The 13,147-nt window shown below is 65.9% G+C and carries 12 protein-coding genes; 5 read left to right on the top strand and 7 right to left on the bottom strand.

Going from position 1 to position 13,147, the window contains the following annotated elements:
- Positions 1-8: 8 nt before the first annotated feature.
- Positions 9-551 carry an ArsR family transcriptional regulator gene (locus tag ACZ54P_RS37160; protein WP_465466299.1) on the top strand — a complete coding sequence of 181 codons (543 nt, stop codon included), beginning with the start codon at positions 9-11 and terminating at the stop codon, positions 549-551.
- A 421-nt stretch (positions 552-972) separates the two neighbouring features.
- On the opposite strand, the gene ACZ54P_RS37155 is transcribed toward ACZ54P_RS37160, so the two are convergent.
- Complete coding sequence (locus ACZ54P_RS37155) at positions 973-1,581, bottom strand: TetR/AcrR family transcriptional regulator (protein ID WP_465466298.1); 609 nt, start codon at positions 1,579-1,581, stop codon at positions 973-975.
- 102 nt (positions 1,582-1,683) lie between these two features.
- Between ACZ54P_RS37155 and ACZ54P_RS37150 the strand changes: the two genes are divergently transcribed.
- The 3 genes from ACZ54P_RS37150 to ACZ54P_RS37140 all read left to right on the top strand — a co-directional run bounded on the left by ACZ54P_RS37150 (position 1,684) and on the right by ACZ54P_RS37140 (position 4,033).
- Positions 1,684-2,814: an FAD-dependent oxidoreductase gene (locus tag ACZ54P_RS37150; RefSeq protein ID WP_465466297.1), complete on the top strand. Its 1,131-nt coding sequence runs from the start codon at positions 1,684-1,686 to the stop codon at positions 2,812-2,814.
- Positions 2,811-3,431, top strand: a complete 621-nt coding sequence (locus ACZ54P_RS37145; protein ID WP_465466296.1) for a DUF3159 domain-containing protein — start codon at positions 2,811-2,813, stop codon at positions 3,429-3,431. The genes ACZ54P_RS37150 and ACZ54P_RS37145 overlap by 4 nt, the downstream gene beginning before the upstream one ends.
- Positions 3,432-3,559: 128 nt before the next feature.
- Positions 3,560-4,033 carry a hypothetical protein gene (locus tag ACZ54P_RS37140; RefSeq protein ID WP_465466295.1) on the top strand — a complete coding sequence of 158 codons (474 nt, stop codon included), beginning with the start codon at positions 3,560-3,562 and terminating at the stop codon, positions 4,031-4,033.
- On the opposite strand, the gene ACZ54P_RS37135 is transcribed toward ACZ54P_RS37140, so the two are convergent.
- Entirely contained in the window at positions 4,030-4,863 is an 834-nt protein-coding gene (locus ACZ54P_RS37135; RefSeq protein WP_465466294.1) for a hypothetical protein, read from the bottom strand. The genes ACZ54P_RS37140 and ACZ54P_RS37135 overlap by 4 nt on opposite strands.
- A 1,031-nt stretch (positions 4,864-5,894) precedes the next feature.
- Between ACZ54P_RS37135 and ACZ54P_RS37130 the strand changes: the two genes are divergently transcribed.
- Entirely contained in the window at positions 5,895-6,353 is a 459-nt protein-coding gene (locus tag ACZ54P_RS37130; RefSeq protein WP_465466293.1) for a hypothetical protein, read from the top strand.
- Between the two features lie 222 nt (positions 6,354-6,575).
- Here ACZ54P_RS37130 and ACZ54P_RS37125 read toward each other — a convergent pair whose 3' ends face one another.
- The 5 genes from ACZ54P_RS37125 to ACZ54P_RS37105 form a co-directional block, all read right to left on the bottom strand.
- A complete protein-coding gene (locus ACZ54P_RS37125) occupies positions 6,576-7,454 on the bottom strand; it encodes a glycosyltransferase family 8 protein (protein ID WP_465466292.1) in 879 nt (292 codons plus the stop codon).
- 348 nt (positions 7,455-7,802) lie between these two features.
- Positions 7,803-9,344 carry a carboxylesterase/lipase family protein gene (locus tag ACZ54P_RS37120; protein ID WP_465466291.1) on the bottom strand — a complete coding sequence of 514 codons (1,542 nt, stop codon included), beginning with the start codon at positions 9,342-9,344 and terminating at the stop codon, positions 7,803-7,805.
- A gap of 633 nt (positions 9,345-9,977) precedes the next feature.
- Entirely contained in the window at positions 9,978-11,174 is a 1,197-nt protein-coding gene (locus ACZ54P_RS37115; protein WP_465466290.1) for a glycosyltransferase, read from the bottom strand.
- Positions 11,175-11,556: 382 nt separating this feature from the next.
- Positions 11,557-11,688, bottom strand: a complete 132-nt coding sequence (locus ACZ54P_RS37110; protein ID WP_465466289.1) for a hypothetical protein — start codon at positions 11,686-11,688, stop codon at positions 11,557-11,559.
- 537 nt (positions 11,689-12,225) lie between these two features.
- Entirely contained in the window at positions 12,226-12,993 is a 768-nt protein-coding gene (locus ACZ54P_RS37105) for an IclR family transcriptional regulator (RefSeq protein WP_465466288.1), read from the bottom strand.
- Positions 12,994-13,147: the final 154 nt, after the last annotated feature.

Here is a 13,147-nt window from a genome sequence, read left to right as displayed (position 1 = left end):
TCCTGTCAATGGCCGGACAGATCGAGCCCCCAGCGGCGACGCCGGAAGAACTACGTGCGCTCTCCCATCCGCTGAGCTGGCGCATCCTGCGGTTGTGCCTGGACAGGTCATGGACCAACCAGCAACTCGCCGAACGCCTCGACGTCGCACCGGCCACATTGCTGCGCAGGCTGCGGATACTGACTGCGACGGGATTCCTCGTGGCCGAGAAGCCACGGCGAGGCCCCAAAGGCGCCTGGGAACATCCCTACCGGGCGACCAAGAAGACCTGGCGTCTCGACCTCGAGCCGGGGACCGACCTTCACCTCACGGCCAAGGTCGACCTCGCCATCCTGGACGCACACCGGGCGGAGATCAGCGAGAACGACCCTTTACTCCCCCAGCACACCCGCCGGGCGGTTCTGCGGCTGGACTCCCGCGACCAAGCGGAGCTGAACAGCAGGGTCGGCGCGCTCCTCGACGAGTTCGCCGAACGAGAGAAACCGGACCAGGCACCCATCGCAATCCTGTGGAACGCCGTCGAACGCCACGAGCCGCCCGGACAGCCGTGAGGGCCAGGTCGAAGGCGCCCGGGTAACCCCGCTGAGACGGTGCGGCGCCGATTACACCTTGCCGAAACTCGGCGCTGCGCGGGAAAGGCACCCGTCCACCTTCACCTGGTCGAACGTGACGTCTCCGGTGAAGGCGGCCCCTTTGAACGCGGTATCGTCCAGTTGGTCTCGTTGTTCACCAGGGCATTGTCAGGTTCCCACCGGTGTCAACGCAGGGTGTCTCCGCTTCATAAAAGAAGCCGGCCTCACCATCATCAGTCTCAAACTCGAGACATTTCCTCAGCGAGGCGGTAAGCCGACGACTTCGGCGACCGGGCAGCTGGCTGATCCACCCGCCCGCACCAAGGTTCTCATCGCGGCATGAGAGTGCATTGGCGAGATTTGACAACCTGGAGATCCCTGACTGGCAAGAGAACCACACTCACGATGGTGTTGTTCGGCCGGTCAGGCAGTGCTGTACGAGGGGACCGAACGTGGTGGCGAGCTCGTCGACGGATGCTGACGCGATCGGTTCGATGTGGACGATGTACCGGGCTACCGCGAGACCCAGGATCTGGACGTTGACCATGCCCGCCCGTAGCGCGGCGTCCGGCGTGTCGAGCAGTGCCGCGAGCCGGTCGGTGATCTCCCGGTCGATGAATTCGCGCAGCAGCGCTTCGGACTGTGGGTCGGCGGGCGCCGACCTAGTCAGCATCACCAGCGGCGTGCGGTCGGACTTGTCGAGGTTCTCCACGAGTGCCCGCACGATGCGCTCGCCAATGGTCTCGAGGCTGCCGGCGAAGATCGACTCGATGGCCGGTGGGACGTTGTCGGACATGTCGATCACGGCGCTGAACAGGCCCTGTTTGGTGCCGAAGAAGTAGAACACCATCGCCGGGTCGACTCCCGCCGCGGTGGCGATCGCTCGCACGGTCGTGCCCCTGTAGCCGTTGCGGTCAAACAGCTCGCGGGCGACCTGCAGGACCCGCTGCTTGCTCTCCGCGCCGGTCCGCCAGCGTCCGGGGCGCCGATGGTTGTCGTGTTCTGTCATGGCCGCTGAAGCCTAACACCCTTTCTTCATCGTTCGGTGGAGTTTTGCTGGAACTCGCCGTAGTGTGTTCTTCATCAGGCGATGAAGAATGGGTGTGAGCTGATGAGGGTGGTTGTGGTCGGCGCTGGCCTGGGCGGGTTGACGCTCGCTCACGGGTTACGTCGGGCGGGGATCGATGTCGTGGTGTACGAGCGAGACGGCGCGTCGGGGCGTCCGCAGGGCGCCAGCCTGCACGTCGACGACCGTGGCGCGTCGGCGCTGCGTGCGTGCCTGCCTCCGGCGCATGTCGCGATGGTGGAGGCCACCATGGGAGGACGGCGCGAGCAGACCTTGGCGCTGTCCGACGTGGATGGAGAGCTCACCATCACGGGTGCTCGGCCGTCCGACGGCATGGCGGGCCGGGCGCGGTCTGGTCGGCAAGTCGACCGGCCGCTGCTGCGAGCGGTGTTGCTGACGGAGCTGGACGACGTGGTCCGCTTCGGGGCGGAGTTCACGAGGTTCGAGCAGGGCGCCGACGACACAGTTCGAGTGTGGTTCGCCGACGGCCGCACGGACATCGCGGACGTACTGGTCGGCGCCGACGGAATCGGTTCGGCGGTCCGCCGCCGGTACTTGCCGGATGTGCGGGTGGTGGACACGGGACGACGCATGATCATGGGCGCGACGCCACTGCGTGCTGTGGCCTGTACCGGGCTTCCCGACCTGATCGGCGACAGCGCCACCAGTGCACACGTGCGCGGCACGACGATGGCGTTGGGCGTGCTGCGGTTCACCCAACCGCCAGTGGCAGCGCGACGACAGTGGTTGCCCGCCATGCACCACAGCGCGGTCGCCGAGATCGAGGACTACGTGATGTGGGCCGTGCCCGTCACGCGGGAGCGGCTCGGTTCCGCCACGGTGTGGCGCCGCGCCAAGGAGCTGACCGCGGATCTGCCTTCCGCCCTGCGGGCGGTCGTCGCCGAGGCGTGGCCAGACGTCACGGTCGCACTGCGTATCGGAATGATCCCGCCGACGCCGGCCTGGCCCGCCAGTCCGGTGACGGTCATCGGCGACGCCATCCACCTGGCCCCAGGTTTCGGCGGCAACCTGGCGATGCAGGATGCGCGCCACCTCTGCGAGGCACTGGTCGAGGCGCACCGTGGCCAGCTCGACTTGCTCGACGCGATCGGCGCCTACGAGGACACGATGCGCCACAGCAGTTTCCCGTCTGTCGGCGCGAAGGCGAGCACGTGAGCCTCGACATGCTGACGCAGAAGTCGCTGTCGTTGTTCAGCGCGGTAGGCGGTTGGCGCACGGTCGCCGAGGGCGTCGTGTCGCGAGCGCTGTTCCTCGTCGCGTACCTACTGACCGGACAGGTGCTGGCGTCCGCGCTGGTCGCGGTCGGTGGCGTGTCCGTGTTGGCCGTGGTGCGGCTGTGCACCGGCGGTAAGGTCTGGCAACCGGCGATCGGATTGATCATGGTCGGAGTGTCCGCACTGCTGGCTGGGAGTACCGGGCAGGCGGTCGATTTCTACCTCACCGCCGTCCTCCTGCAAGCAGGCGGCGGCGTGCTGTTCCTGGTATCCATGCTGGTGCGATGGCCGGTCATCGGATTGGTGATGAGCACAGTGCGCGGCGAACGCCTCGCCTGGCGACACGATCGCCGGCAGCTGCGCCGCTATTACGTGTGCACGGCTGTATTCCTGGCGAAGTTCACCATCGCCACCGCAGTACTGGTACCGCTGTACTTGGCCGGAGCAGTGATCCCGCTCGGCATTGCCGCCACACTGCTGGGAGGTGCACCCGCCGCCGGCGTTTGCGTCTACCTGTGCTGGCGAATCCTCCGTAAGGACCCACAGACCGCCCAGTAGCCCACGGCGCGATCAACGGGTCACACGTATTCGGTTCTCATCCGGTCATCGGCATGTCCGGACGTTGGGCGGCCAGGGTGTCGTTGCCACTCAGCCCCTCTTGGCGCCGGCCGGTACCGTCTCCTGGCATGGACACATCGGCCTTCGCACTGATCTTCGGCGATGGAGGCATACGGGCGAAACTGGACTGGCAACGGGTCGCTGCCGAGTGCGCGATCGAGGAACGGTACAGCCGTTCCCGTAAGGAACTCGGCGAGCTGTGCACCGTGTGGTACGCAGATGAATCCGGACGCGACGCTGGCTACGACCACCAAGGCGTTCGCCCGCTGCGGGTGTCAGAAGTCGCGATCACCGAAACATCCTGGCCGCGTGCTCGTGCGTCCACGATCGCTGCGCTGCGACAGGAGTACATACGCGCCGACAGGCCCGTGCATCTGGCACTTCCGGGTTACCGAGTCGGTGACGAGGTGGTACTGCTCGACGGCAATCATCGCGCGGCGGCGGCGTACCTGGCCGACGCCGATACCCGGTTGCTGCTCTACATTCTCTGCGGCCCAACAGATTCCGGCATGTTGCCCGATCTTCGGCACTACTCGCGCTAGGACGCTTCCTCTTCATCCCGCCGTTCCGCGGTCGGATACTCAGCCTCCGCCTCGCGCATAGCGAGGTCGAACGCCAGGTTGCGCAATGCCTCGCTCTGCTCTGTCCTGCGCAGGCGCCGCACAGCGGTCATGACCGCGAGGCTGATGAGCACCGCTCCAGGCAGGGCGATGATCTTGATCGAGACAGGTGTGCCCGACAGCACGGTCGCGTCGAGGGCGAGGAGGAGCACGGGCATGATGGTCGACACCAGGATGTTGATTTCCACCTCGATGTTGTCGACGCTCAGCGCAGGCACGCGCCCGCGGAGCCACAGCTTGCTGTAGGTGAACAGGTACAACGACGCGTTTGCCTGATGTCCGCCGCCCACGGGCAGGCTACGACCACGAGCGTCGTCTCGGTGCAGCTCGTCGGAATCGAGGTGTCGCAGGATCGGGTGCAGCCCGGTGAGACGCTCGGTGAAGTCGTCGCCGAAGGTGTCTCGAATCTTGGCCCACGACGCCGTGAACGCGGGCGCCGCTTTTCGTCGGTTGAACCGCTCCCACAGGGCGGTGATCTTGAAGCCGACCTCTCTGGCCAGATAGCCGATCACGAAGCTGGCTGCGATTGCCACCAGGACGAGCACGACAATGCCGGCCCCTTTCACCTTGGCCAGCGTGTCCAAGATGAACCCGATGTCGGCCTGGCCGCGTCTCGCAAGGTGTACGCAGAGGACAAGGAGCTCGGTCACCAGTACGGCTCCCGGAAGTAGCACGCTGGTCAGGTAGATGGCTGTGTAGAAGCTCATTCTGCTTGACGCGAACTTGGTGGCGAGTCCGCTGACAGGCTCCATGCGGCCCAACTCTAGAACGACCAGAGCGGCCGGGGTAGCCGGTCAAGGATTGCTTGTTCGAGCTTCTACCTGATAACACCAAAATCGTCGCTCCAGGCGTGGACTGCTCAGACTTGGCGCCCTTGCTCCTAGTCACACTTCCGAGACGCGTAGCGTTCGCTTACCATCACGATGAGCCCGCCCAAGGCGCGTCTACCCGGTAAGGGTGCGTCCTGCCCGTCGCATGGTGAGGGTGGCAGCCCGTTCGAGCCGGGCCGGGCCCGGGGAACTCACGCCTCGACGGGAGGTGTCGGGGTTCCCGTCCCATCCGCATTCCTCCGCACCGGCGGGCATCGTCACAGCTCACGATCTCGACTCAGGGTGTCCGGGAGCCGGCGAAGAGTGCCATCTCAGCAACGAATACCCCGAGCCGAATCGTGCGCGAGTTCCCGCACAAGAGCGTCGACATCCCCCGCCGGCCACCACCCCCCGGTGGCGTCCTTGTCCTCGTAGGTTTCCGGCACCGCTGAAGTGCTGTAAAGGCCGGAGCCAGCGGCCTTCTTGATTTCACGGCGTTCGCGGACTCGGCGCTGATGAGGAGATCCGCTCACTCCAGGCATATCAGTACTTGGACATCCTCGTTGGGGGGCGCGGGTCAGACATCGATGGCGGACGTCTTCTGGAGCGTCGCCATCTGCGAGCGGCGGGTTCGACCACACGTGCATCGAGGGGAAACGAGCCACGTTGATGCGCTGGGGCGGCAACACGTTGATGGAACAACTACGAAGATTTCGTGCTCGCGGGTCTCGCTAAGATCGCCAAGGGGTGACACGTGATCGAGAAGGGGACGGGCGATGTCGGAAACCATCTCGGCCATGCGCTTTCGGCCATCGCCGCCGCTAGCCTGGCCGTGGTTGCCGCGTCGCGCGGTGCACGGTGCCGGCGGAACCGAGGTCCTTCCAGGAGACGAGGCCGCGCAGCGGCGGGCTTTGCGATGGGCGGCACGTAGACGACTGACGCTCATCGGTCTGCTGGTGATGTCCCTGCTTGGCGTGGCTGTGTTGACCCTCATCGTCGACTGGGATTCGCTCACGTGGTCTGGAGGCGCGTACTCTCCGGTCTTCGAGGTCGCCGCCGTCCTGTGGTGGTTGGTCCTCGCCTTGACCGTGCGGGAGCGGATTCGTCGCAAAGGGGAACCCTGCTCACCGATCGAGTACACGCACGGCCTGCCCGTGCCAGCTGACCTCCACGAAGATCTCTGGAGCTACAGCTACGAGGTCCACCGGCTCGCCGAAGAGATGGCCCGACCCACAGAATTGAAGCGCTACCGGCGTGAGTGGCGCCGATATGTGCGCGCGCAGTACGACCTCTACGGACAGGCATACTTCGCCGCCGGTCGCAAAGCTCGTGCCTGCTGGCTGGGTGGCGACGACGAAGGCTGGCGCGCCCACGTGGCCACCATGATCGAGTTGGCGAGAAACCTGTCCGGGCTCCTCCTGGCAGACGACTAAGACCGCACCGGATGGTGGTTCGGGTACTCCTGTCGTTCGGGCGTGAGATCCACCGTAGTGCCCGCCGGAATCGCTGGCACGTTCCCGAAACCGTGTCGACGCCATTACCTCACGCGCTGCTGGTCCGGATATGGCTATGGCCAGCGGGGGGGGCAGTGGTCCATCGGTCCTGATCTCCGGTACTCCGCGGTGCCCATCAGCGGAATGTGCCTTGAGAAATGGTCAGGTCGTGGTGTTTCCCGGTGGCCGCCAGCCGGCCCACTGGGTCGCGTCCACAGCCTGGATGAACAACTCCGTGCACTCTGGTAAGGCCAGCGGAGCGCCGGGTTTCATGTCGCCGAGGAAATGCACGATCCCGGCATCGTCGAGGGCTCGCTCCGCGTAGTGATTCCAGCCCGAGGGCAACGCGGTCCAGCGATGCTGGAGTACGACATTGAAGCCGTACTGATCGTGCTGGTTCCACCGGTCCTGGATGAGCAGCCGGTGCCGATTCTCCTGACATTCGCGCAGGACCCGCTCACCGATGTTCTCGGCCCGCCAGCGCGCCAGGTCGATCACCATCACACCGGCATTGAAATACGGCGCATCGGGATCGAGTCCGATCTCCTGCCAGTGACTGATGGCATCACTTATCACCGACACCAAATCCCCCGCGGCAGCAATCGGGTTCCCGTAGAGCGGCCAGCTCCACAGCGATCTGAGGTCCTTCAGGATCACGGTGTCGGAGTCGATGTAGACGGCTCGCTCGACCGTTTCGGGATAGATTCTCGCGAGTAGACAGCGGAAATAGTGCGGGTCGAGAATCATCGGTTCCGGCTCGACCCCCCAACGCCGGTAATTGTCCGGATGCATCGACACCCACCGTACGGTGATTCCGTCGATGACGGCTTCGACGCGAGCCCGGTCCGCGGCTGATACTCCCGCATGCATGACGGTGAACTCGAGTTCGGTGTCCGGGTGCCGTCGCGCGGCCAGCGACCAAGCCATGGCCGCCACATAAGGCAGGTACGTCTCGTCCGTCGCGGTCGCGATGTGGACGACGGATTTCGCGAGATGATCGCCGCCGTCTCGTCGAGCTTCCTGTCGAGCTTGCGCCACCATCGGCCTTCCTGATCTGCTGAGGTCGGACCAGAACGATCTTCCACACTTCTCGATATTGGAGCAATAGTCGATCGCCAAACCCCGCGCCGCTCCAGGCATCTCGGTCCCCGGGTACGTATCGGGCGTCGAATCTCATCTCGGAGACCGCGGGCAGCCGCGCGGGCACCAGCTGCCGCTGGAGGGCGGCCGCGACCGCCCGGTCGGCGGTGGCGTTCCCGATCTGCGCCGCCAGTACGCGCTGGCACTCCGTGATCGGGATATTCGGTCCCGGCAACTTCGAGCAGTCACTCCAAGCGGATGCTTAAACCTTCGCCCCAAGCCTCGCCTGGCGGAGCGGCTACCTCAGGTCTATTTCCGCGTCACGAGCCGGTCCCATAATTGGAAGTTATGCAGTTTCGCCCGATCGACCTTGCCGATCCTGGACAAGTCCAGACCTTGGACGTAGTGAGTGTCCGCGGTCACGGGATGCCACGGCGGGAGCCCGTGCCTATTCGGGTCGCCGGCCGAAGCGAACCGTGACCAGTAGTCGATCATCCGGTCCCCCAACCGTCGTTGAGCAGCCGTCAACGGGCGATCGTCATACGGAAAATCAAACAGGTACTTCAGCTCGGACGCGTGCCCGGCCAGCGGCTGGACACCCACCGGAAACTCGAGAATCGGCGGTGCCGTGCGGTCCAGGAATTCATAGGCGTAGACCGGCACCGTTGCCGAGAACCGTCGTTCACTCGCCTGCTGAGCCCAAGCCCAGTCCAGATCACTCATGACCGCACCGATGGCCTGTGCCGCAGTGCCGTGCGCCGCGACGGGGTACTCGGCGGCAACCACCGCGGCCTTGTCACCGAAATAGGTGTCCAACGCCTTCCGGTAACCCGCCTCGGTGAGTCCGGGGAACATCGACGGCGAGAACAGGGTTCCTTCGTCCCTGGTGACGCCGGTCAACAACGGCACGCGCTGAAAACGGCCTGCGGGCACGGCGACTGCGGGATTCTCCGGAAGCACGGCGTTGCCATAGGCCGGCAGGGGCAGGACCGGCGCGGCCAGCAGGTCCGCCACCGGCACCTGCCGCAGACAGTCCAACGTCGTGCAGCCGAACCGGGTCGCCAAATTCTGCCCGTGTCCCTGCTGCCACTCCGGCGGCACGAAGTACGGCACGTCGAGCAGCGGCCGGACACCCGTGCCGGCGAAGGCATCAGATACGCACGGCGTGCTCTGTCCGATGGCCCGCTGAAACAGCCCCGCCGAACCTGGGGAAGCGAGCAGGCCACAGACCGAATGGGCGCCGCCCGACTCACCCGAGACCGTCACGTTCCCCGGGTCGCCACCGAAAGAGGCGATGTTGCGCTTGACCCACCGCAACGCGGCCTGCTGATCGTCGAGGCCGAACGCGCCACCATCGGCGAGACCGGGAAAGCCCAGGAACCCGAGGTTCCCCAGCCGGTAGTTCACCGTCACGACGACCAGATCACCACGTTCCGCGAGCCGGGACGGATCGTAATCACCACCGGCACCGGACACCAGTCCACCGCCATGCACCCATACCAGCACCGGCGCCCTCCACACGCGCTTCTTCGCCACCACATTCAGGTACAGGCAGTCCTCGGTGTCACTGGCTGGTCTGTTGGGCAACGCGGCTTGCGGACAGCGATCGGCCGGTCGGGTCGCGTCACGCACACCATCCCACCGCCGCGGCGCGACCGGCGCGTGCCAGCGCAACTCACCGACCGGCGGGGCCGCGTAGGGCACACCTCGATGAATCCGGAGACCGCCGGTCACCTCACCCCGCACCAACCCGGATTCGATCCGCACCACACCGGCCGACGCCGCCACCGCAGGCGCTGTTCCCACCACGAGTCCCACGACAACGAACAGGGCCCCCAGATATCGCCTCATGCAGTCCACGGTGGCCATCCAGACGCAGCTTGGCATCAACCAATCAGTTGATTTCGGGCCGCTTCTCGCCGTGCATGAGTTTTGGTGGAGCGCAGTTTCCATGGCGGCGGGGTCGGCGCGGTACTGAGGCACTGTAACCGGACCGACCTAGATCAGGGCCGTGGCGACGCTCCGGCGTACGATGAGGCGATCGCGGACGGGAGAGAACAGGCGTGGGGCCGTCGAACGCGAAACGGCCGATCGCGCCGAAATTCCAGTCAGGATGATGGTCATAGGCCACGACGCCTACAGCGGGGCAGTTCTGGCGACCCTAGGTCCGGGCCGACAGTGATATTCGCCCGGTGCGCCCAGGACGTCACCCACGCCAGCTCAGCGCCGACGCGCCCCGCGACGTCCGTCAGCGCAGCACCATGCGCCGGATTGAGTCACGCTCGTCGCACCGCGCTTCCCTGCCACCGCGACAAGCACCACAGATAGTCGACATGGCCCGGCGGCGGCGCCGGAGCGGCAAACGGAATCGAAAGCCCGTCCACATTCCCCAGCAAGCGCGGCTTCACACGCCCACGCTACTCACCTCACCCGACATCCCCAGTGCGGCTAATGCTGCAACGGATGGTCGTCGAGGTGAGATCTTCAGTCGAGCAGCAGCTTGGCGGCCACTGTGGCGCCATCAGTCCGGATCGTGCCCGCCACGGCACGCGCCCGCTCGCCGGTCTCGGTGGCCAGAGCCGTGCCGAGAGCGGTGGACAGGGATTCGATGGTCGGTACCGGACCGTCGTGAGCCACGCCGATCCCCAGCTCCGCCACCCGGCCTGCCCAGTACGGCTGGTCCGTCGCCTGCGGGACAACCACCTGCGGCGCACCGGACCGGGCGGCCGTCAGCGTGGTGCCCGCCCCGCCGTGATGAACCACGGCGGCGGCCCGGGAGAACAACGCGAACTGGTTGACCTCACCGACCACGAAGCAGTCGTCCCGATCGTCGATCAGCGAGAGGTCCGCCCAGCCGCGGCCCAGGACGATGCGGCGGCCGTGCGCCCGGACCACGTCGATGGCCACCTGGGCGACATCGGCCGCGGCGTGCATCGGCATGCTGCCGAAGCCCACGTAGACCGGTGGTGGGCCGTCGTCCAGGAACGCCGTGAGGCCGGCAGACAACGGGCGCTCATCCGGCATGATCCACGCGCCGGTCTGGACGACGTCGAAATACGACGGCTCCCGCCACGGGTCCAGAACGGGATCCGTGGCAAGCCACGGCCGGTCGCCGATGACGTAATCACGGACACCGTCCACCGGCGGCAGGCCGTTGGCCACCCGGCTCGTGTTGAGCGCGGCCCCGAACAACTCGTCGTTGGTGCGCGCGTCCAGCTCCCACAGCTGCCGGTTGCCGGTCAGCTCCGGTGGAAATGGCTTGCCCTGGTACGTCAACGGTTCGTGGTGTGGCGAAGGCAGGGTGAGCTGCTGGAAGGTCACCGACACCGCCTTGATGCCCAGTTTCTCAGCCACCGACAGCGCGCCCGCCGCGGCGGGGAGCATGCCGGTCACCACCATCACGTCGCAGCCTTCGGCGGCCTTGGTGACCGCCTCGAACTGGTCGGCGATCAGGGCGGCCGCGTACTCCGGCAGGGACGACGGTGCAGGCGCCGCAACCGTCAGCGCATTCGCCGATGGGCCGACCGGAACCATCGACACCCCGATTCCGGCCAGCAGGCCCGCGAAGTCGGGCGGCGCGCACACCCGCACCTCGGCGCCGAGTTCCCGCACCCGCGTCGCGAGGCCCATGATCGGTTCGACATCCCCGCGCGACCCATACGTCGACAACAGCACACGCACTTTAGTAACTCCCATTTCCGCAGGTTTCAGCTTCGGCTGGCGATTCTGCGGCATCACCTGGGTCTTGCCACAAGCCCCCAGGCACGCTATAAGTTGACCATGGAAGGAGCGAATACGCCCTTCTTCCACACTCATTCGAGGTTTTAGATTCGCAAGGTGATGCTCAGCCCCAGCTAACCATTCCGGCACGCGCGGTCCGGACAGGCATGCAGTGAGATCTGTGGTAGGCCGCAGGCGCGCGTGATACAACCTCTGGGAAAGCAATAGAGATTCGAGACGCTTGCCCGCGACGACCGACCTCCCCGACTGTCCTCACATGCAACGTCCACCCATCAGCTGATCGAAGTGGACGGTCGCGCAGTCGGATTGACGGCCTTCAGTGTCACACATTCTCGAGGGTGATCTTGTTGCCGTGTTCGAACGCGGTCACGAGGACCTTCTCTTCCAGCACTTGCCGGGGGCTGCCGCACAGAGACCTGATCTCGCCCGCCACCGTCCCTGAAACGCTTGGCATGGCGGCCCTTCGCCGACTGCTTCTTGGCATGCCTGTCCTCGAGCGCGCAGTCGAGGCTGTGAACGGGTGTGCAAGGCTCCCCACCTGACGGCGCTCCTTCCCTTCAAAGGGCGGGGTCTCCACTGGGCGCGACACGCCGGGAATAAGGCCTCCAAAGGCGTAAGTATCTTCGTAGGTAAGTGCGCGCTGGCCACGTGTTTTGCCTTTAGTGACGGCGATGGTGCGGGAGGATTAGCGGGGCCGCGCGCCGAGCGTGATCGCCACAGTGATGATGATCGGTGGCATGGCGGTCCGCCGCTGGGCGGACTGGTCACCGAGACCTGGGGATGGCGTGGGCTGTTCGTGGCGAAGGTGCCGGCCCTAATGCTGTTGATCGGCCTTGGCCCGCTCCGTTGCGCGGTGCCCAGGCCGGGCGAAGAGAATCTGGAACTCGCCCACCATCGCCTCAGGTCTGTTTCTCGAGGGCAACCGTGATTGAGTGAGCGTGCTCGAGCTGAGTGCCGAGACTCACCGCGAAGACCGTCTTGGCGTGCTGGGTCACCAGGTCGGAGCACCGAGGCTGCGGGAGATCGAGCGGGCGGTTTCACGAACGGCGGCGACGAGGTCGCGGCGGGGCTGGCGGTCTTCGTCACAGATCCGCTCGATGGCGCCCGTGATCGCGATCGCGCCCACGGTCAGGTTGCGCTCATCGTGGATGGGCGCGGCGATGGAAGCTTCGCCGTGCACGAGTTCGTCCCGGTCCATCGCCCAGCCCTCCGCCCGGATCAGAGTGATCTGGTGGAGTAGTTCGTCACGCTGGATGACGGTGGCAGGTGCCATGCCAGGAAGGTCGATGCTGCCGGCCAGGATGTCACCGCGCAGGTCGAAGCTAAGCAGGGCTTTGCCCAGCGCGCTGGCATGGAGCGGCAGCAGCGTCCCGACTTCCAAGACCTGGAGGCTGTCATCCGGGCGGAACACATGGTGGATGACGAGCACCTTGTTCTCGTGCACGGTGCCGATCCGGACGCTTTCACCCGAGCGAGTGGCCAGGGAATCCGCCCAGCTGAGGGCTCGGGAGCGCAGTTCATTGACGTCGAGGTAGACGGTGCCCAGGTGCAGCAGCGTCGGACCCAGCCGGTACTTCCCGCCGGCGCCGACCTGTTCGACGAACCCGACGTACTGCAGCGTCTGCAGGAGTCCGTGCACCGTGCCTTTGGGCAGGTTCATCGCGTGGGCCAGTTCGACGACGCCGAGCTGGCGCGACCCCGAGGCGAGCAGTCGCAGGATGGTGGCGGCGCGTTCGACCGACTGGATCCGTTCTGGCACGCTGCCACCCTAACGATGCCGCCTGCGCGACCGGAGATCACGACCCGTCCGACGCCTCCTCGAACGGGGCCTGTCCGGTGAAGACCCGGTTGGCGCGTTCGCGGTCGAATTCCTTGGTCCAGGTGCCGACCAGGACGGTGGCGACGGCGTTGCC

The sequence above is a fragment of the Amycolatopsis sp. NPDC034160 genome (genome assembly GCF_055575355.1).
The sequence above is the reverse complement of the archived record's forward strand: the minus strand, read 5'-3'. Positions and strand labels throughout refer to the sequence as shown.